This window comes from Methanosarcina subterranea, assembly GCF_055385895.1.
This window is the reverse complement of the sequence record NZ_AP042426.1, coordinates 4,013,639-4,035,092: the sequence shown is the minus strand read 5'-3', so window position 1 is coordinate 4,035,092 and position 21,454 is coordinate 4,013,639. Positions and strand designations below refer to the sequence as shown.

12 protein-coding genes and 3 rRNA genes are annotated in these 21,454 nt (G+C 43.0%); 8 read left to right on the top strand and 7 right to left on the bottom strand.

The window, feature by feature from the left end:
• Positions 1-7: 7 nt before the first annotated feature.
• Positions 8-283 (bottom strand): translation initiation factor eIF-1A, encoded by a 276-nt coding sequence (eif1A, locus tag ACZ5A8_RS17600; RefSeq protein WP_322225611.1) that lies wholly within the window; start codon positions 281-283, stop codon positions 8-10.
• Between the two features lie 897 nt (positions 284-1,180).
• Between eif1A and ACZ5A8_RS17595 the strand changes: the two genes are divergently transcribed.
• The 3 genes from ACZ5A8_RS17595 (at position 1,181) to rrf (ending at position 6,019) form a co-directional block, all read left to right on the top strand.
• Positions 1,181-2,658 (top strand): 16S ribosomal RNA (locus tag ACZ5A8_RS17595).
• A gap of 255 nt (positions 2,659-2,913) precedes the next feature.
• Positions 2,914-5,819 (top strand): 23S ribosomal RNA (locus tag ACZ5A8_RS17590).
• Positions 5,820-5,897: 78 nt separating this feature from the next.
• A 5S ribosomal RNA gene (gene rrf, locus ACZ5A8_RS17585) occupies positions 5,898-6,019 on the top strand.
• Together the 16S, 23S and 5S rRNA genes form the textbook arrangement of a ribosomal RNA operon.
• Positions 6,020-7,288: 1,269 nt before the next feature.
• Here the strand turns inward: rrf and ACZ5A8_RS17580 are convergent.
• The 5 genes from ACZ5A8_RS17580 to ACZ5A8_RS17560 form a co-directional block, all read right to left on the bottom strand.
• Positions 7,289-7,942, bottom strand: coding sequence for a hypothetical protein (locus ACZ5A8_RS17580; protein ID WP_464530610.1), 654 nt, complete (start codon positions 7,940-7,942; stop codon positions 7,289-7,291).
• Positions 7,943-8,059: 117 nt separating this feature from the next.
• Complete coding sequence (locus tag ACZ5A8_RS17575; protein ID WP_464530608.1) at positions 8,060-9,304, bottom strand: IS110 family RNA-guided transposase; 1,245 nt, start codon at positions 9,302-9,304, stop codon at positions 8,060-8,062.
• Positions 9,305-9,998: 694 nt separating this feature from the next.
• Positions 9,999-10,358: a nascent polypeptide-associated complex protein gene (locus ACZ5A8_RS17570; RefSeq protein WP_229390210.1), complete on the bottom strand. Its 360-nt coding sequence runs from the start codon at positions 10,356-10,358 to the stop codon at positions 9,999-10,001.
• Positions 10,359-10,443: 85 nt separating this feature from the next.
• Positions 10,444-10,764, bottom strand: a complete 321-nt coding sequence (locus ACZ5A8_RS17565; RefSeq protein WP_229390209.1) for a HesB/IscA family protein — start codon at positions 10,762-10,764, stop codon at positions 10,444-10,446.
• 293 nt (positions 10,765-11,057) lie between these two features.
• Positions 11,058-12,203: a hypothetical protein gene (locus ACZ5A8_RS17560; RefSeq protein WP_464534188.1), complete on the bottom strand. Its 1,146-nt coding sequence runs from the start codon at positions 12,201-12,203 to the stop codon at positions 11,058-11,060.
• A gap of 158 nt (positions 12,204-12,361) precedes the next feature.
• On the opposite strand from ACZ5A8_RS17560, the gene ACZ5A8_RS17555 reads away from it, so the two are divergent.
• Positions 12,362-14,341 carry an amylo-alpha-1,6-glucosidase gene (locus tag ACZ5A8_RS17555; protein WP_464530607.1) on the top strand — a complete coding sequence of 660 codons (1,980 nt, stop codon included), beginning with the start codon at positions 12,362-12,364 and terminating at the stop codon, positions 14,339-14,341.
• Positions 14,342-14,489: 148 nt separating this feature from the next.
• On the opposite strand, the gene ACZ5A8_RS17550 is transcribed toward ACZ5A8_RS17555, so the two are convergent.
• Positions 14,490-16,124 (bottom strand): S8 family serine peptidase, encoded by a 1,635-nt coding sequence (locus tag ACZ5A8_RS17550; protein WP_464530606.1) that lies wholly within the window; start codon positions 16,122-16,124, stop codon positions 14,490-14,492.
• Positions 16,125-16,656: 532 nt separating this feature from the next.
• On the opposite strand from ACZ5A8_RS17550, the gene hisI reads away from it, so the two are divergent.
• The 4 genes from hisI (at position 16,657) to ACZ5A8_RS17530 (ending at position 21,350) form a co-directional block, all read left to right on the top strand.
• Positions 16,657-17,019, top strand: a complete 363-nt coding sequence (gene hisI, locus ACZ5A8_RS17545) for a phosphoribosyl-AMP cyclohydrolase (RefSeq protein WP_464530604.1) — start codon at positions 16,657-16,659, stop codon at positions 17,017-17,019.
• 262 nt (positions 17,020-17,281) lie between these two features.
• Positions 17,282-19,204 carry an ATPase, T2SS/T4P/T4SS family gene (locus ACZ5A8_RS17540; protein ID WP_464530602.1) on the top strand — a complete coding sequence of 641 codons (1,923 nt, stop codon included), beginning with the start codon at positions 17,282-17,284 and terminating at the stop codon, positions 19,202-19,204.
• 163 nt (positions 19,205-19,367) lie between these two features.
• On the top strand, positions 19,368-20,234 hold the full coding sequence (locus ACZ5A8_RS17535; protein ID WP_464530601.1) for a hypothetical protein: 867 nt from the start codon (positions 19,368-19,370) through the stop codon (positions 20,232-20,234).
• A 408-nt stretch (positions 20,235-20,642) separates the two neighbouring features.
• Positions 20,643-21,350, top strand: a complete 708-nt coding sequence (locus tag ACZ5A8_RS17530) for a LysE family transporter (RefSeq protein WP_464534186.1) — start codon at positions 20,643-20,645, stop codon at positions 21,348-21,350.
• The last annotated feature ends 104 nt before the right edge of the window (positions 21,351-21,454 follow it).

The following is a 21,454-nucleotide window of genomic DNA, read 5'->3' as shown; positions in this document are numbered from 1 at the left end:
TCCTGTATTATCCTTTCAGGTACCCTTTTCTCTCGAGCCAGTCTACCTGTGGTCTTGTATATTTCCATATCACGTCTGCCTTTTCGTTCTGAAACTCCCATGGCACAACAATGACGACATCTCCCTCTCTAATCCAGGTTTTCTTCTTCATCGAACCCGGAATTCTCCCCATACGGACGACCCCATCTATGCAACGGAGCCTGAGACGATTTGCACCAAGGAGACTTTCAACGGTTGCCAGAATCTCATTATTTTCCCTGCGCGGAGTGCGTACTCTTGTAATTGGCTCTTCCGTACTGGGATTGGCTTTTGATGCAGGTTTCTTTAAGTCTGCCAGTGTGATACCTCATTATATGTAGTTTGTAATTATTATTTTATTTATTATTTTTATACCCTTAAATATCCTTATATCTCTTTTTTCGGGCTTTAAGGTTATTCGTCATGCAGCTTTCAACTTTCTGTTGTTATTTTAATGCTGCGCTTTTCGGTTCTATTTTCTATGTCTCTTTTTATTGTTTTTTTCCACGTAATGCGCTGGGCGACAGGTATATATATCGGATGTGTGTTTGTATGTCTCATGCGCAAAACAAGCGTGCGCCGCTCTCGAATTATTAATTCCAGGGTGGAATTCAGGAACTGAAAAAACAAAATTCCATTATATGTTATGTTTGTTTTTCTTTATAATGTTTCCTGAATGAAAAGCTTTATATACAAAAACTAATGTATATATGTTTCCCGTTCCAGCATGAATATGATTGTGCTGGTTGGTTTTCTCATAGTCTCATTGGTTCATATCTCTCCTTTTTAAGAGGGAAATAGGTACCTTTAAATACTATGGATACATACATATGTATTCCTGATCTAGTGTGGTTCTAATAACATGCTAGAGGGTTTTTCTCATAGTGATCTGGTTGAAGATCCTTCCTGTCAAAAGGAGAATTCGATACCTTTAAATACTATGAGTGAGTAACTATAACTTCCTGCATCATAAATGCAGCAATTACTATTCATTAAAAATGGAGACAGAAGTTGTTTTCTGTCTGACGAGGATTTGTCGGTTCGGTTAATTCTGGGTGATAGGTGTTTTCACATCTATCGCGAAATGAACTAACTGAATTTGATGTTGTTAGTGCAAGTTTCTGCGACCAAGACCTTTAATTTCAACAAGTGTGCTATAACAATTCTGGTTGATCCTGCCAGAGGTTACTGCTATCGGTGTTCGCCTAAGCCATGCGAGTCATATGTTCTTCGTGAACATGGCGTACTGCTCAGTAACACGTGGATAACCTGCCCTTGGGTCCGGCATAACCCCGGGAAACTGGGGATAATTCCGGATACCGCATATCTGCTGGAATGCTTTATGCGTAAAATGGATTCGTCTGCCCAAGGATGGGTCTGCGGCCTATCAGGTAGTAGTGGGTGTAACGTACCTACTAGCCAACGACGGGTACGGGTTGTGAGAGCAAGAGCCCGGAGATGGATTCTGAGACATGAATCCAGGCCCTACGGGGCGCAGCAGGCGCGAAAACTTTACAATGCGGGAAACCGTGATAAGGGGACACCGAGTGCCAGCATCATATGCTGGCTGTCCGGGTGTGTAAAATACACCTGTTAGCAAGGGCCGGGCAAGACCGGTGCCAGCCGCCGCGGTAACACCGGCGGCCCGAGTGGTGATCGTGATTATTGGGTCTAAAGGGTCCGTAGCCGGTTTGGTCAGTCCTCCGGGAAATCTGACGGCTTAACCGTTAGGCTTTCGGGGGATACTGCCAGGCTTGGAACCGGGAGAGGTAAGAGGTACTACAGGGGTAGGAGTGAAATCTTGTAATCCCTGTGGGACCACCTGTGGCGAAGGCGTCTTACCAGAACGGGTTCGACGGTGAGGGACGAAAGCTGGGGGCACGAACCGGATTAGATACCCGGGTAGTCCCAGCCGTAAACGATGCTCGCTAGGTGTCAGGCATGGCGCGACCGTGTCTGGTGCCGCAGGGAAGCCGTGAAGCGAGCCACCTGGGAAGTACGGCCGCAAGGCTGAAACTTAAAGGAATTGGCGGGGGAGCACAACAACGGGTGGAGCCTGCGGTTTAATTGGACTCAACGCCGGACAACTCACCGGGGGCGACAGCAATATGTAGGCCAAGCTGAAGACTTTGCCTGAATCGCTGAGAGGAGGTGCATGGCCGTCGCCAGTTCGTACTGTGAAGCATCCTGTTAAGTCAGGCAACGAGCGAGACCCGTGCCCACTGTTACCAGCATGTCCTCCGGGACGATGGGTACTCTGTGGGGACCGCCGGTGTTAAATCGGAGGAAGGTGCGGGCCACGGTAGGTCAGTATGCCCCGAATCTCCCGGGCTACACGCGGGCTACAATGGATGGGACAATGGGTCCCTACCCCGAAAGGGGTTGGTAATCTCACAAACCCATTCGTAGTTCGGATCGAGGGCTGTAACTCGCCCTCGTGAAGCTGGAATCCGTAGTAATCGCGTTTCAATATAGCGCGGTGAATACGTCCCTGCTCCTTGCACACACCGCCCGTCAAACCACCCGAGTGAGGTATGGGTGAGGGCACGGACTCTGTGCCGTGTTCGAACCTGAATTTTGCAAGGGGGGTTAAGTCGTAACAAGGTAGCCGTAGGGGAATCTGCGGCTGGATCACCTCCTAAGCCAAAAAACACTATCACCCAGATGCCGATAAACCGAACAAATCCTCAAACCAGAGATCCAATGGATTCCATCTGGATCTCTCCATTAATAACAAACCAATTTGTTATTCAAAATAACAAATTATTCCATTATCATCAAGTGCACCCGGTAAGTAGCTTATCGGGGAAGGATGGATAGCCTGCGCGGAACCGCGGGCACATGAAGTCGTGTATAGGTGCTGTATATTGAACGCTAACTGGACCTGGTTAGGTGTAACAGGAGTTATGCTATCAGGTGGATGGCTCGGCTCAAGAGCTGATGAAGGACGTGCCAAGCTGCGATAAGCCCGGGGTAGGTGCATGGAGCCAATGAACCCGGGATCTCCGAATGGGACCTCTCCATAGTGATCAGTAATGATCGGGAACGCTCCGAATTGAAACATCTCAGTAGGAGCTGGAAAAGAAATCAAACGAGATGCCGCTAGTAACGGCGAGTGAAAACGGCACAGTTCAAACCGAATCCCTTCGGGGAAATGTGGTGTTGTAGGGCTGTTCAAACGTCTCGCGGCAAAACCGAACTTGCCTGGAACGGCAGACCATAGAGTGTGACAGTCACTTAGGTGTAAGCCAGAAGACCGGAACATGTCCCTGAGTACCGTGCGTCGGATATCGTGCGGGAATCCGGGGGGCACCAACCTCCAAAACTAAATACTACTTGAGACCGATAGCGAAATAGTAGGGTGACCGAACGCTGAAAAGTACCCCGAGAAGGGAGGTGCAAAGTGCCTGAAACCTGATAGTGATGGAACGATACGGCATGAAAGGATCTTTGATACGAAGGAACCACCCGCGAGGGTGTTGTACGAGTATCACTGCCAGTGTCGTATCTTACGTTTTGAAGAACGGGCCAGGGAGTGTATCTTGGTGGCGATGGCTAACCTTTTATCTGGGCAGCCGAAGCGAAAGCAACATGTGCGCAACCCTCACGGGTGAGGCACGACGTATACAAGTGCGTGGAGTCACCGGGGTACGACCCGAAGCCGGGTGATCTAGGCGTGGGCAGGTTGAAGCGTGGCGAAAGCTACGTGGAGGACCGCAAGCGGTATTGATCTGCAAATCATTCGTGTGACCTGCGTCTCGTAGTGAAATGCTAATCTAACCCGGCATCCGCTGGTTCCTTCCGAAACATGTCGCAGCATGACCTGACCGGAGATTGTCGGTGGAGTAGAGCACTGATTGGCGGTTCCGGGGGGAAACCCCTCGCCCGCCTGTCAAACTCCAAACCCACTGTCATCGAAGAAAGTCGGAGTCCGGACTACTGGGGTAAGCTTGTAGTCCGTAAGGGAGACAACCCAGCCCGTGGTTAAGGTCCCCAAGTGTCGACTAAGTGTTAACACTAAAGGGCGTCCCAAGCCCAAGACAGCTGGAAGGTTAGCTTAGAAGCAGCTACCCTTCAAAGAGTGCGTAACAGCTCACCAGTCGAGGTTTGGGGCCCCGAAAATTGACGGGGCTCAAGTCGACCACCGATACCACGGAGTACCGAAAGGTAATCTCGTAGGAAGGCGTTGTGTTCGGGCTGAAGCAGGGCTGTGAAGTCCTGTGGACCGTTCACAAACGAAAATCCTGGTAATAGTAGCAGCATAGCAGGGTGAGAATCCCTGCCGCCGAAGGGGCCAGGTTTCCTCGGCAATGATCGTCAGCCGAGGGTTAGTCGGTCCTAAGACGTACCGTAATTCGAGTACGCCAAAAGGGAAACAGGTTAATATTCCTGTACCATTTAGCACTGAGCTCTGACGTTTCAGGGCAGGCCGAGCGGCGTCGTCGCGCCGTCTAAGCAGCGAATCCCGTGGAGAGCCGTAATGGCGAGAAGCGGGCGAATCTGTTATGGCTAAAGTCGGCTGCACCCAGGAACCCGTGAAAAGGACAGCTAAATGTCCGTACCGAGAACTGACACTGGTGCCCCTAGCTGAAAAGGCTAAGGCGTGTCGGAGTAATTCAGTTAAGGGAATTCGGCAAATTAGCTCCGTAACTTCGGGAGAAGGAGTGCCTGCTGTGTAGACAGCAGGTCGCAGTGACCAGGGGGCTCTAACTGTCTAATACCAACATAGGAGATTGCAAACCCGTAAGGGCTAGTACAATCTCTGAATCCTGCTCAGTGCAGGTACCTGAAACCCCGGTTCAACGGGAAGAAGGGCCTGTAAACAGCGGGGGTAACTATGACCCTCTTAAGGTAGCGTAGTACCTTGTCGCTTAATTGGCGACTTGCATGAATGGATCAATGAGAGCCCTACTGTCCCTAACTGGAGTCCGGTGAAGCTTACATTCTAGTGCACAGTCTAGAGACCTCTAGGGGGAAGTGAAGACCCCGTGGAGCTTTACTGCAGCCTGTCGTTGGGTTGTGGTTCTGGATGTACAGTGTAGGTAGGAGACGTCGAAGCGGGTGCGCCAGCATCCGTGGAGTCGCAATTGGGACACTACCCTTCCGGGACTACGACCCTAACTCTGCGAAGAGGACCCCGATAGGTGGGCAGTTTGCCTGGGGCGGGACGCCCTTGAAAAGATATCAAGGGCGCGCAATGGTTGACTCAAGTGGGTCGGAAACTCACTGAAGAGTGCAAGAGCATAAGTCAGCCTGACGTTATTCAGCACAGCAGTGGATGACGAGACGAAAGTCGGTTCTAGCGAACTTTTGTGCCTCCTTGGTGGGGGCCAAAAATGACAGAAAAGTTACCCCGGGGATAATTGAGTCGTTGCCGGCAAGAGTACATATCGACCCGGCAGCTTGCTACCTCGATGTCGGTTCTTTCCATCCTGGCCGTGCAGCAGCGGCCAAGGGTGAGGTTGTTCGCCTATTAAAGGAGATCGTGAGCTGGGTTTAGACCGTCGTGAGACAGGTCGGTTACTATCTACTAGAGGTGCCAGAGGTCTGCAGGTAAGCTGCTTTTAGTACGAGAGGAACCAAGCAGCGGCGCCACTGGTGTACCGGTTGTCTGACAAGGCATCGCCGGGCAGCTACGCGCTAAGGAATAAGAGCTGAATGCATCTAAGCTCGAAATCTGACCTAAAAAGAGACCTCTTTAAGGATTCCGGTAAAAGACCGGTTTGATAGAAACGGGATGTAAGCACCAAGGCAACGAGGTGTTCAGTCCGCGTTCACTAACTATCCGTTCCTTTCACCTAATTCAGGTCCAGGCGAAATTCAGTATGCAGCACACCTATACATGACTTCATCTTTCCATATCCCATTTATAGGTAGAGTCTGGCGGCCATAGCGGCAGGGAAACTCCTGTACCCATCCCGAACACAGAAGATAAGCCTGTCCACGTTCCTTACTGTACTGAAGTGTGCGAGCCTTCGGGAACTCTGGATCGCTGCCAAACTCACCCTATACTACTTTCAAATCTATTCTAAAACTGTTTTTTACTTACTTTGGTATTGTTTTTCTGATACTGATTTTTTTCTGAAAATTTTGTTTTCTGATGCTACTTTTTGAAACTGCTTTTTGATAATGTTTTTTGATATCTTTTCTTGACATCATTTTTTGACACTGTTTTTGTTATTACTATTGTTTTGATTATTACTGTTGTTTTTACTTCTTTGAAACTGCTTTTTCGATTTAATCTACTTTTTTGTCTGCTAGAGCGAAGCACAGCATAGCGAAACAGACATCGTGCTCCCGAAGTACAATTTCAAACATATTCTTGAAAGTTCCAGCATAATGGAGAGGATTAAAAATAGCTCTAAAGAAGAATTAAGATAGATAATGAATCTAATAAAGTTTAAGATGAGACTGACACTCTTTTAATATTTGTTATTATAAACGAAGTGAGATCAAAGGAAAATAAGTTATATTGTATTAGCAATTAAAGAAAAATCAAAAATGAATTCAAAACTCATAAATGTAAGGAATACAAGATGAATATAGGAGTCACTGAAATAGTATTTATGCTCGTTATGCTGTCGTTTTTTGTATTTATAATATTATTTCTTAAAATAATTTCTAAACAAAAAGAACGATAATCTTAACATAATCATTCGTCTGTACTCATATTCTTTGAGCTCATCCCAAAACTCAAAGTTACTTCTCTGAATTTCGTATTCCGAATTACCAATCAAGTTTCTGATCCTGGAAAATAGTTCTGAAACTTTCATGATTAAGAACAATGGGTTTAAGTATAATGGGTTTTGGAATAAACTATAAAATTAATTAGTAAATCACCTTCGCTTGATGCCATCTTACCCTAGGGTTTTCATCAGTTGCAGTGAATCCAAAGTCAGCCACTGAAGCAGGTGACATATAAGCCTCAGAACTTGATTTTGTATTAATATAGAGCGATGCAATAAAAACAATTCTCGTCTAAATATGTTGAAAAACTTTCACTGGCATTATGTGGGCCACTTAATAAAGTAAGGCCGGTTAAGCTAACAATGTCGTCGTCACCAGCTTTAACCCACTGCAATTCCGTTCCTACTTGTACCAGTTTCCACAAAACAAAGTGTATGGTACATTCATCAGGAAAAGTACAGGCTCCAGTCCAATCAAAATCAACACTTACAATTGCATTACCTACTCTTCGAGATGTAAAAATAACTGAACATATCCGCATCTGCATGGATATTAACTAAAGCCTCGCTCCGAGCTGCAATCCTCACATATTGGTCGGGGTCAGGTGGAGTTGCTTCATGTATTGTGGCTTCATTATGGCCAATCCCAATCCACCTTTATTTGTTGTCATATAGCTTAGTGGGTATGTATAGGTAGTGCTTAAAAGATTTACAGGGGTTAGTGTATTTTTGGAAAGCGAACCTGTACCATTAAGGATCTCATCAGGTATCCGGGGACTTCTATTGCGTAGTGAAAATTCGTGTTCTCTCTCAACAATCTCTTTTTTCAATTTAACCTGGTTATATTGTGGATTATCTATAAGAGATGCCACCGTTTCATTAGCAGCCTCCTGAGTGATTCTCCCATGCTCAATATTATCTTTGAATTTGGTGATTTCCACTATCATATCCTGCAGCTGCGTATTATATTCGGTCTCATTGAACTTGCTTTTATCGCGTAGCAAAATTTCATGATCTCTCTTATCGAGCTGCTTTTTCAATTTAACTTGGTTATATCGTGGATTATCTATAAGAGAAGCCCTCGTTTTATTAGCAGTCTCCTGAGTGATTTTCCCTTGCTCAACATCATCATAGAGTTTATTGATTTCTACAATCATGTCCCGCAACTGCATATTATATTCGGTATCATTGAACTCGTTTTCCAAATCCAATGATTTTGCCATACACGTAGGAGTCATCACCAAACTCAATATCACAGATACAACCAAAATGTATCCCCAGAGATTCAAAAAACGAATTCTATTAATCTTACTCATCTCCTAATTTTAGCATGAAAGTACATGAGGATATCTTCCTCACATGCTCTCTTCATCCTCTTTTCGCGTTATTGCAAATATTTCACTAATTATTTTTATTCGTTCATCAACTGAGAATATCTCGGTCTCAACAATCTTTCTCTTTTGAATTTCCCTTTTTTTATATCCAGTTTCATCTTCGTACATCTCATCATTCGTAATAAGATGCCATATTATCGTTGCAATTTTCCTTGCCAAGGCAATAATTGCCTTTGCATGTCCAATTGACTTCTTTTTCCTGTTAAAAAACTCTTTTAACTTACTGTTATTCTTTCTTGCCGCTGCTTGAGCAATCTGCGTCAGAATCCATCTTGCTCTCTTTGATCCTCTCTTTGTGATTCTTCCGTTGTGGTATTTATCTGCAGATTGATACACATTAGGAACCAGACCAAGCCAAGAAGCAAGCTTATCTCCAGAAGAAAAATCCTTGAAATTGCCTATTTCAGCAAGTAGAATTGCCGCACCAAGTTCTCCTATACCTGGAACTGACATTAAAATCTCCATTTCTCGCTTATGATTTCTATAAGCATAATTGAAAATTTCTTTTTCTAAAGCTTCGATCTCATCATCAAGACTTTTTATGAGTTTTAGACAGATCTGAAGTCTGAATGCAGCACTTTGAGAGATTTCTCGCTCAAGAATTTCTCTGATTTGATCACTTTTTTTACGAACATTTGGAGAAAGACTTGCGATAATCTGGTCAACAGTCTTACCTGAAGAGATTCCTGATAAGATCATTCTGCCATTCTTGCCGAAAATGTCTGTCAGCACATTCTTCAGGTTTAACATTTCAGATGCAAGAATTGAGTGAGCTTTATTTTTTAGATCTGTTCTTTTTTGTACAAGTGTTAACCGAAGTCGAACATATGATCTAAAATCTCTATGATCCTTTGGAAAAACTCTTGATGGCTGAATCATATTATTAAGTGCAAGTTGTGCAATGACTTCTGAATCAATCTTATCTGTTTTTTTATGTGTAAATACCTTCATATCTCGCGCATTTCCAACTATCACCGGTAGATGCTTTATCAAAGAATCATGGACAGGAACCCAAAAGTCACTTGTTGATTCACATGCAACAACATTACATTTTTCTGATATTACCCAATTTTTAAGGGCTAAAATTCCCTCATCATCTCTGTCGAAACGCTGCTGTTGTTTTTCACCAGATCTACTGAGAATTGTAGCAATGAAAAAGAGTTTGTGAATGTCTAAACCACAAGCTTTGTTTATGACTTCAATCATCAAATAATATCACCCAATTTATTTGGGCAGTGGAATTGCCTCAAAGGCCAATTTAGCATCCGTGATCAAAGTCACACTTGAGCCTTCGATGGCAATTCACTGATTAGTTTTCTGACGGTTTTGAAAAACCAAAATTAGGACAACCTTACTGCCCAAAGTAATAAGGAATTCAATAGCCAAAAAAGTGGGGTAAAGTACTTTCATTTAGTTGTGCATGTTATTCAAAGAATATCATGTGCGTTTTCTTAATAAGATAGTGACCCAAAAGAAATCTGAATAAATGGATTCTAAAATCAAATATTCTTATAGAGTCTCTTAAAAAACTGTCAAACTTCCATATATAATGATGGGTATTTTTAGCATTGATGGAATAATAAAAAAGGAACACCAATTCAAAAATGAACATTGGATAAATAAACAACTTCTCATATTATTAATACTTATTATGGAATTAATTAAGGAACGTTTTATTATTTCTTGGAAATTTATATGTAAATTCAGATATGACTGAATCATCTTTCCACAAAATGAGTAAAGGAGTTATGAATTTGAATGAAATTACAGTATTTAAAAATTGGAGAATAACCAGAAAAAAATTAAAATGACTCAGTCGCCATTATTTTTATTTAAAAAATATTAACTATCTAATGGGAATAATCAAAAGCTGACAAATTGATAAAATGAAGAAAAGGAATCAGGCAGAAAGTGCCATAATGGCTTCTGCCAGATCTCCGTTTGAGTTCTTCAGGGCTTTCCTGGCTTCTTCTTCGGAGACGCCGGTCTGCTCCATCACGAGTTTGATGTCTTCGGCAGGGATTTCCAGAGATTTTGGGACTTCCTTTGCATCGCCTACAATCTGATATGTTTCCGAACCCTGGACTGTCATTATAGAGACATTTGCGTTCTCAATAATTATGTTTGAGTCTGCAGTCTTTATAATAACTTCTTCAACATCCTTAAGTTCCTTAACATCAATCCCCATCTGCTTCATCATCTGCTTCATTTTAGCCGGATTCATTCCCCGGCCTCCCACGCCTCCCATTCCTGGAAACATAGATTCCCTTCTCCTTTGTTTTTATTTTCTTATTTGCTTCTTCAGGTTCGGGTATTTTTCATGCCCTAGCGCGGTTTTGCTCTATTTAATGGCAGCCGCCACAGGTACCGCATCCGCCGCCGGCACTGGGATTGCGGATAAGGAAGCCTTTTCCGTTTTCGTCTTCGACGTAATCGATGCTGCCTTCGGAGAAACTCCTCTCGATATCTTTTGCCATTACAAGCTTTATTCCGTTGCTTTCCAGTGTCACGTCGTCTTCTTTTACTTCATCATCGAGGGCCAGTCCGTACTGCACTCCACTGCAGGCTACTCCAGCAACGAAGATTCTAAGCGCAAGGTCAGGCTTGCCTTCCTGTTCCAGCAGTGTTTTCAGCTCTGTTGCAGCTTTTTCTGTTACTTCAATCATTTATATGCACCTCTTTTTATTTTTGATAATTTTAAAACACTGAAGACCTTAATCTTCTATAAAATGTCATCCGGTACAGCTTATAGATAACTCCTCAGCGTTATATAATCTTGCATCTAACACATATAACGCTTATGTGAGGTAGCATCTCTTTTCCCTGAAAAAGCCTTGTCAAAGGAGTCTTGAAGGGCAGATTGAAGATTCCTTCTTCTGGAAGTCCGTTTTTTTCTCAATACGTAAATATATTTTCTATTTTATATATTTTTCTTCTAATATTCTTTTCCAGATTCCCTTTACAGAAATTCGGCATCTTCATCTATAGGTTCTTCAAGTACGCCGGCATTATAAGCATTGATCTCAAGGGAGTTCCGTTTACCCTTTACTTCCCAAACAGGAATATACACAAGCTCCATGTCGAGTTCTATTTCATCGGCTTTTGGGCTAATACTCTTTTGTTCATAAATAATTGCCTGCCCTTCCAGATTGTTAAAGCGCATCTCCCGTGTATTTTCCTGTATAATTAAATCCAGAAGGACTTTCTCTGCCTGCTTTTTATCTACATTCGGCCGCTTTACCTCGTACTGCACTGCCGGAATCCTGGTAGGCGTCCCGAGACCTTCTATTTCCATATTTTCTTTTGACTTGTTAAGAGCATTAAGAAAGCCCTTCCCTTCTCCAGTAATGCTCATCACTTTTGACCTGAAACGCTTTTCTGCTTCAACATTATAAGAATACTTCCAGAAAGGTACAAATTTCAAAATTGCATCTTTAGGGCTGCTGATATAGGGTTTTGCTATGATAATTGCCTGATCTTTAGAAATCCTGGGTTCTACAGATTGTATGTTCAGTACTTCACACGGCTCAACTCTGGAAAGCTCACTATCCTCCAGCCTCTTTAAGGGTTTTCTCTCCTCAACTGGCTTTGACAGGGCTCTGGATTCAAAAGAGGCCCTTTCTGTCTCTCTCGACATGTCTTGAAGCGGTATAAGTCCCTCCCCGGAGCCGGGCCCCTGTCTGAAGTTTTCATTTTTCCAGTTTTCTCCGGCGAGTTTAGAGGCAGACATTGCCTGTTCCTGATATTCCTTTGAAGGTATTTCGGATTCTGTCTGATAAGCACCTGACTTTCTTTCCATATTTGCCAGAACCGCCCTTCCAATCTGAAGTGCCAGTTCGTCCCTGTCCCAGATATATATGCCGAGTTCGGCTGCATAATCGTTCAGCTCTCCCAAAACTTTCTGGGTCATCACATAGATTCCGGTACAACCTCTTATCTTTTCAGAGAAATATTTTATTTCCTCATAATCTGGTTTCAGGGCACACATGACATAAGCCTGATGCCCATTTTTCTCCACAAGGATGTCACACTGACTGGATATTATGACATTGTATCCGGATGATTTGAAGATGTCAACAAGGAGTTCTAAAAGGTCTTGCTTCATGATTCTCACTTTCTTATGTCCTGCACAACTGAAATAGTTTATGTTTACAATTGAAATATAATTATCCTTAAACTTATTATACTGTATGCTTCATCTCTGTTTAAATCCCCTTTCCAAACGTACAACTATATAAGAAACCAAATCCTAATCAGGTATATATGAGTGGGATCAGGCTTGGAACAGATTCATTTTCTACTTATGAAGAAGGTATAAAAAGAGAATGGATTATAGGGAACGGAATCGGAGGATATGCTTCATCTACAATCATTGGGGCTGGGGCAAGGACTTACCATGGGCTCCTTGTTGCGGCTCCTAAGAATTCCCCTGGACGAGTTTTACTGCTTTCCTCCCTGGATGAAGAGATTTCTCTTAATGAAGAGGTTTATAAGCTTGCAACCCACAAATATCCGGGTACAGTCTATCCCGGAGGATTTGCTTATCTTTCCAAGTTTATTCTAGCGCCTTTCCCTCTATGGGTTTACCAGCCCGGGGACTTTACCGTGAAAAAAAAGATTTTCATGGTGCATAATAGTAATATGGTCTGTATCTTCTATGAGGTCAGGTGCCGCAGGGAAGGGGCTCTGCTGAGAATCTCTCCTCTGGTGAATGCAAGAAGTTTTCATGGAACCACGCATTCTAAAGACATTTCTTTTTCTCAAAAAACTGAAACTGAAGTAGTGAAACTGGAAAGCTCGAATGGGTTTACTTTCTGGCTTGCCTCCAATCTCCAGTACCATGCCGAACCAAAATGGTACTATAACTTCGAGTATGATATCGAGAAAGAGCGAGGGCTCGCATTCCAGGAAGACAACTTTAACCCCGGTTATTTCGAAAGCAAACTTAAACTTGGAACATCTCATTTTTTTATTGCCGCGTCAACTGAAGATATTTCCTCTCTTACTCTTGAAAAAGCTGAAGAACTCTATACCAGAGAGGTTTATCGACAGAATCTCCTTGCTTTCAATTCAAGGCTTACCGAACCTTTCGCACTCAAACTTCTCAGGGCAACGGATTCTTTTATCGTAAAACACCCTTCTACAGGTGAAAAGACAGTAATTGCCGGTTATCCCTGGTTCTCAGATTGGGGGCGGGATGCTATGATTTCTCTGCCTGGTCTGGTTTTGATTCCCCGTCGTTTTGAGGATGCTAAATCCATCCTTAGAAACTTTGCCAGTAACTGTAGAAAAGGTCTGATTCCCAACAACTTCCCGGCTTTCGGGGGAGAACCTTCCTATAATACAGTCGATGCATCTCTCTGGTTTATTCATGCCCTGAGCCGTTATTTTGCATATACAGAGGACCTGCTGTTTCTTTCGGATATGTGGGGAACTGTGGAAGATATACTGGATAATTACAGTAAAGGCACGGATTTCGGGATTGGGATGGATTCGGATTACCTTCTCCGTCAGGGATCTCAACTGACATGGATGGATGCTAAAGTCAATAATAATCCGGTGACTCCGAGAGCAGGTAAAGCCTGTGAGATCAATGCACTGTGGTATAACGCTCTTGAAACTGCTTCCAGACTTGGAGGCCTCCTGGGCAAAGAAACTTCTTCGTATGAAACTCTTGCAGCCGGGATAGCATCCAATTTTGAAAGAGTTTTCTGGAATCCGGAAACTAACTGTCTCTTTGACCTGGTATACCAGGATGAGGCGGGAAATGAGATTAAAGATCCTTCAATCCGTCCTAACCAGATTCTCGCAGTTGCGCTTCCTTACACAGTGCTCTCTCCTGAAAAAGAAAAGGCTATTGTGGACAGGGTGAAGAATGATCTGCTCACACCTTTCGGGCTCAGGACACTCTCAATGGATAATTCTTCTTATATAGGGCTCTATCAGGGAGGACCTGAAAACAGAGATTTAGCCTATCATAGCGGGACTGTCTGGCCCTGGCTCCTTGGACCCTATGTTAAAGCCTACAGGAAAGTACATAACTATTCAAAAGAGAGCCTTGAGGATATGCGTACTCTCCTGAAAGGCTTTGATCCCCATCTCGAAACAGCAGGTATAGGTACCATTTCCGAAGTTTTTGATGGTAACTACCCTTATTCTCCGGGTGGTTGCATTGCCCAGGCCTGGAGCGTTGCGGAGATTTTAAGAGCATATGTTGAGGATGTTCTTGGGATTAAACCGTGAGAACAGAGCTTCTGGTTTTTCAAAGGTCTTTCAGAGGTTCTTTTTTAAAAAGGAAATATTTTGTCCCTTCTCAGGGACATAAATTTTAATTTATTTTCTTTTTTTAACCTATTTTTTTAACTTATTTTTTAACTTTCTTTTTTCGGACTCATTTTCTGGGTTTAGTAACTTTCACAATAGCCGTGTCAGTTCTCACAGCACTTTTATCATCTGTTACCTTGAGGGTGGCCGTATATGTTCCTACAGTGGAGTATATGTGTTTTAGAACCGCACCTGAATCTGTGCTTCCGTCCCCGAAGTTCCATTCATATGAAACGATACTTCCGTCAGAATCATACGAAGCTGAACCATCAAATGTTACTGCAGTTCCTGTGACTCCGCTATATGGGCCTCCTGCTTCAGCTACCGGAGGATTATTTACAATTGGCTGACCTTGAATATAGTTAAGGGCAGCTGCTGCATTCACGAGTCCGTATCCGTAATACTTGTCCCAGCCAGAAATGCCCTGATCTGTTGCCGTATTTTGCATTGCAGCCCTTACTTCATCGGGTGTGGCATCGGGTTTTGAGGATATCAACAGCGCTGCAACACCTGATACGTGGGGAGTCGCCATTGATGTGCCCTGGAAGAACCAGTAACCGAAGTCTGCTGGGTCTTTAGTTGTGGAATTGAATGTATTCTGAAGGATTCCGTCTCCGTACCCGTCCCCGCTCTGGTCTACTCTGATGTCTCCACCTGGTGCTACAATATCAAGGGCATCACCATAATTTGAATAATAAGCGCGGCCTCCATCATATCTTGTGGCTCCAACTGCGATGCACTTTTCATAAGCTGCCGGATAGCTGACAAAGCGCGTATTGTCATTTCCTGCAGCAGCAACAATGGTGACTCCATTGCTGTAAGCGGTGTCAAGAGCAGCTTTGAGAACTGGATCTACCCGGAGAGCATGATATCCAAGACTCATGCTTATAATATCTGCGCCATGCTCAGTTGCATAGTAAATTCCATCTGCTATTTGCGCAAGAGTTCCGCTGCCTTCCGCATTAAGAACTTTCACAGGCATTATAGAACAGTCGTATGCTACACCTGCGACCCCTATGCCGTTATTGGTGCTCTGGGCTATAGTTCCTGTTACATGGGTTCCATGCCCATTATCATCATTTGGATAGGCATCGTTATTGACAAAGTCGTAACCTTGAACAAAATTGGTATTCACAAGGTCCGGTGCTTTTTTGTATAGGGAGTAGTTTTCGCATGCAACTCCTGTATCAAGTACTGCAACGGTTACTCCATCTCCTGTAGATGTATCCCATGCAGGTTCAAGGTTAATCCCTCCTCCTACTCCTGTTTCGAAAGCCTTGAAATTCCACTGTAAATCGTAATATTGATCATTGGGCACCATAAATGCGTACATTATGGCATTGGGTACTGCATATTCTACATTGGGATTTTTACTGTAGATTTCTGCCATCTCTTCAACAGTTTTTGTCTTTGGGATTTTCAATATCTTGAATCCTGCATAGGGACTGGTGTAAGTCACCTGCGTCCCGTGCCCGGCATTGATGTTTTTTATCTTTTCTTCGGAGACACCAGGATTGAACTTCACAAGGATTTCCTCAGGTACATACTTCTGGTCGCTGGCTACGTCGATTGTCAGCTTTTCAAATATATCATAAGGTTCGCTGTCCACTGTATTCAGTGCAGAAACTGGAATAGTTGACCCTATTAGCAATCCATATACTACCAGTAGGGACGCAACCTTGTTTCTAAGTTTGAAACTCATCCTTCTCACCCACAAGTCTCAATAAATTATTTTTATGGATTCTTTTTTGTTCGAAAATAAAGTGCTAAACTCTGTTTTCTTCCAGAACATTTTAAGTAGAATACAATATATATCTTTGTAAATTTTATGACTTATTTTACATAATTGGATTATTATCACTCTTTGTCAGGACTGAGCATTTATTCCCCGCCTCGACTTCAGGTTCCCAACTTTTGAAGACGGGTAGAGAATCTTACTGAAATCAGTCTGTAAATTAACTTCGCTCTCTGTTTTTCAAAAAAAATCAGGTTCTTTTTTCGGGTTACGAAGAATGTAGCAGAAACGTAAATGTATCCTACTTCAATTTTGTAGTTCTTCATTTGCTTCTATTTTTATTGAGTATTTCTTCTATGCGTATCTGTCAAGGTCTTCTATGCGTACCTGTTAAGGTTTTTATCCTATTAAATTAATTTTTGTTCTCTAAAATCTCTTCATTCTTAGTAAATATTTTATTAAACTTCCTTTTTTATACTAGTTTGGCAATTTCTCTCACATGATTGACTTTGATACCCTGAAATATGAAAATGGTCTGATTCTTGCCATAGTTCAGGACCGAATCAGCAAGGAAGTCCTGATGTGCGCTTATATGAACAGAGAGGCCCTTGAAAAGACTGTTGAAACAGGAATCGCCCATTTCTGGAGTCGTAGCCGGCAAAAACTATGGAAAAAAGGTGAAACTTCCGGGAATTTGCAAAAAGTTAAGGAAATCAGGATTGATTGCGATATGGACTCTATTCTTCTGCTGGTGGAACAGATTGGAGGAGCCTGTCATATGGGATACAGATCCTGTTTTTACCGAAATCTTGAAGGAGAAATTGTAGGAGAAAAGGTCTTTGAGCCTGAGGACGTTTACTGAGCCTCAATTATATTTGTCTCGATATTTTCTTAATTGTCTCAATATTGCTTCGATCATGCTTACCAAATTCTAGTATATAGTTTCCTTCCATTTCTTTACATTTTTAACTTATTTTAAGCTGTACTTTTTATATCTTTTTAATCCTTACTTTTTAGAACCATTTTAAGCTTTATTTCTCACCAGTCCTGTTTTTTAACTTCGTTCATCTGAAAAAAAGCAGCAGAAGTTTTATTATATACTTTCTGGCTCTATATCCATTTATATGGCTGATGAGAAGCGGATATGGAGAATCGTTCCGGATACCAGTGTGATTATTGATGGGAGACTCTCGTCCCGCGTAAGAAGTGGTGAGTTCAGGGGCGCTGAGATTGTCATTCCCGAAGCTGTGGTCTCGGAACTTGAAGCCCAGGCAAACAGGGGTAGAGAAATAGGTTTTAAAGGTCTTGAAGAGCTTTCGGAACTTCGTAAGCTATCAGATAGAGGGGAGATTCATCTTCAGTTCAGTGGGGTTCAGCCCACTCTTGAGGAAATTAAGCTTTCCAGGGAGGGAAGGGTGGATGCCCTTATCCGGCGTACGGCTCTTGAGGTAGGCGGGCTGTTCGTTAGTGAAGACCGTGTACAGTCTCTGATAGCTAAGGCAAAAGGACTTGAAGTTGAATACATTCATCCCAAAGTTCTGGACCCCTCAGAGTTCGGCCCTCTCAAAATAGAACATTTCTTTACTGATGACACAATGTCTGTACATCTCAAAAATGCGGTTACTCCAATGGCCAAGAAAGGGCCTGTTGGAAATGTGCGTTATGTGCGGATCCGGGAAGAGCCTGCAACTTCCCAGGAGCTTTCCAGCATTTCAAAAGAACTTATTGAGAGAGCCAGGCTTGACCCTGAGTCCTTCATTGAGATGTCTTCGAATGGGGCTTCGGTCCTGCAGATCAGAAATATGAGGGTTGCAATTGCAAACCCTCCTTTCTCCGATGATATAGAGATAACTGTTGTCAGGCCCACAGTTGTAGTTGACCTTGAACACTACCGCTTGAGCGATAAGCTGAAAGAGCGGATTGTAAGCCAGCGTGGGATCCTTATTGCAGGGCCTCCCGGAGCCGGGAAGTCCACTTTTGCTGCCGGAGTTGCTCGTTATTTGAATGACCATGGGCAGGTAGTCAAGACAATGGAATCTCCAAGGGATCTGCAGGTGCCTCCTGAGATCACTCAGTATTCTCCCCTTAACGGGAGAATGGAGGATACCGCTGATCTCCTGCTCCTTGTCAGGCCGGACTACACTATTTATGACGAAGTACGGAAGACCGGGGATTTTCTGATCTTTGCGGATATGCGCCTCGCAGGAGTCGGGATGATCGGAGTCGTGCATGCAACCAGGGCAGTAGATGCTATTCAGCGCCTTATAGGAAGAGTTGAACTGGGTGTAATCCCACAGGTAGTGGATACTGTAATTTTCATCGATAAAGGAGAGGTTGCAAAGGTCCTGGTGCTCGCCTTTACAGTTAAAGTTCCTTATGGAATGACAGAGCAGGACCTCGCAAGGCCGGTAATCACCATTGCAGATTTCGAAACCGGCAAGGTCGATTATGAGATCTATACCTATGGAGAACAGGTTGTGGTCATGCCAATCGGTTCTTCCCGGGAAAGCCGGAAACCTGCCTGGAAGCTTGCTGAGGAAGAGATAAGGAATGTCATCAGCAGGTATGCAACTGGTCCTGTTGAAGTGGAAGTGACCTCAGACGACAGTGCAATCGTAAAGGTTCATAACGAGGATATGAGGAAGGTTATTGGTAAAGGCGGTAACGTCATTGACAGGATCGAAAATATCCTTGGGCTACATATCGATGTCAGGGAGATGGAAGCCGAAGCTCCGGAAAGCACAAAAGGCCTGAAGCGCGGGGGCGAGCGCAAAACTTTCCCGGGAAAGACCAGGGAACCTTTACCTGAAAAAAGTACTCCTGCATTCCCGGTTCATCCTATCATCGAAAGGACAAAGAAACACCTTATCCTTGGGGCCATTGAACTTGCAGGAAAGGATGTGGAAATTTTCATCGAAGATGAATATCTCTTCAGTGCAACTGTTAGCCGGCATGGAGATGTAAAACTCAGGATAAACTCGGATCTTGCATCGGAAATCATGGGAGCTCAGGACAGCGGAGATATTGTTGAGATCAGACCTATCTGATCTTCTTATTTTCCTTTCATTACTTACTTTTCGCTTACTTTCTTTTTTTCTTTTTTCATCCTCCCCTTTTTCGGAAGAGGCACATTCCTCATTTTTTACCAGTCAATAAAAAAATTTATATACTGTTTGGGTATGATTTCATATGATAAATTTTATGGGGGTTATGGTTCAATTGAGCAAATCATATCAGGCAGAGCCCGAAATCAGAAACGATTTGCAGGGGAGAATCGAGGTTTTTGACCAGAACATTAGAAGTTTTGAAAAGCGGTTGAGAGCAGTTGAGCGTCGTTTATCCCTTGAAGTGCCTCAGACTTTACAGGCTGGAAAAGCTTTTTCAGGGATGTCTTCAGATTCTTTTCAGGAGCTGAACTCTGCAAATCTTGCTGCAGGCTCTTCAGTCCATTCTCAGGGACCTTCTGTCTCTCCTGAAGCTTCTTTTCTCCTTCCCAAAAATTCTTTACTTTCAGATTCTATTCCATCGCTTACGGGAGAGGATATTTCGAATTTTGCCTTCAATGCTGCATTCCCTTCTTCAGAAGGTTCAAACGCTCCTACGATTTTTCTTGATAGCTCTTCGGAGGTTTCAGGAGTTAGTTACAGGGTAAGGGATATTAGTGCTCTTTTTTCCAGTCTTTCGGAAAATCTCCGTTCTCTACAGGCTGCTATATCCGAACTTTCTGATTTTGTGCACAGCAACCTTAAGCCAGAGATCGAAAGATTGGAGAGTGAAGTCAGGGACATTCAAAGCCAGGAAAACTTGTCAGAAGAATATATGAGGAAATTTGAATCCCATATTGAAGCCATTGAAAATCGAGACCGTTTTACCCTTGGTTCTGTAAAAGTCCCGGTAGAAATCTCGGGAATTACCGGGTCTTCTGTCCTTTTTCTTACAGGATTTCTCGTGTGGTCTGGACGCTGGGATATAATAAGATCTCCTTACTTCTCAACCGGACTTGCCGTAATTATGGCAGGAGCTGTACTTTTAAAATTTTACATGGTTAACCGGAAACAAAAATCGTTAACTAATTGATGACTGAAAAGACGAGCAGGCAATGAATGAGTAACCAGCAGTAAATGGACAGTCAGCAGTAGATAAGAGTCAGCAGTAGATAAGAGTCAGCAGTAGATAAGAGTCAGCAGTAGATAAGAGTCAGCAGTAAGTTTGTATAACAGGTGATGAAGTAATTGGCAGTTAGAAGCGGACAATTTACAGTAAGCACTCACTAATAAATAGTTACTAACAAATAATATCTGTCAGATATTCTCTTTAATCATCAATCAGTAATAGTATACGAAAATTCTAAGTATGTGAAATTTAAGAAATAAACCGGCTGTTGTAAGCCAGAATACTTTCTTCCTGACTGATGCCATAAACGATATTCCTTATCAGTCTCAAAACATTTTTATATAATTACTTCCTAGATTTATATAGTCAGATATTTTCCGGGGTGGCATCATAATCGAATTAACTAAAGATCTTATTCTTGGCTTTACAGTAGGCATATCTGCAGCTGTTATCCCGGGACCTATGATGTTTGCAACAATCGGGGCATCTTTTCATAAAGGCTGGCGAGCAGGACCTTCGGTATTCATAGGTCACGCGCTTGTAGAACTCGCCTTTTTCGTGCTTATTCTGGTAGGTGCATCATCTTTCCTTGGAAAATCAGTAGTATCGTATCTGGCTATAATAGGAGGCTTAATGATGGTGGTTTTCGGGCTTGCGATGATCAAAAAAGCAAAAGAAGCCTCCACAATGGACATCTCTATTTCAGCCAGCAGCCTGAATCTCTCATCTGGTCCCATATCTTCAGGAATTATGACTTCGGCATTGAACCCTTTCTCAGGCACGGTGTCCGCAGGAATTATAACCTCAGCACTAAATCCTTTTTTTGTTGCATGGTGGTTGACAGCAGGCAGTGCGATCCTCCTTCAGGAGTATCTTGCAGGCATCTTTGCAGTAACTGCATTTATTGTCGGGCACTGGATAGCAGATCTTGGATTTCTTGTAGCTGTGTCTTCGTCCTTTTCCAGAGGAACAGAAGTAATTTCACAGTCCACACATAAAAAACTGGTATACCTCTGCGGAGGTTTTATGGCATTCTTTGGGCTGTGGTTCATGATTAATAACAATAACATTTTACGATGATTCTCTTTTGACGGAAATGTCGGATATGCATAAATTAAAGCATATTAAGAATGTGTATTATAAATTCTTAATAAATCTCTACTATTTAATGAAAACTAAATGCA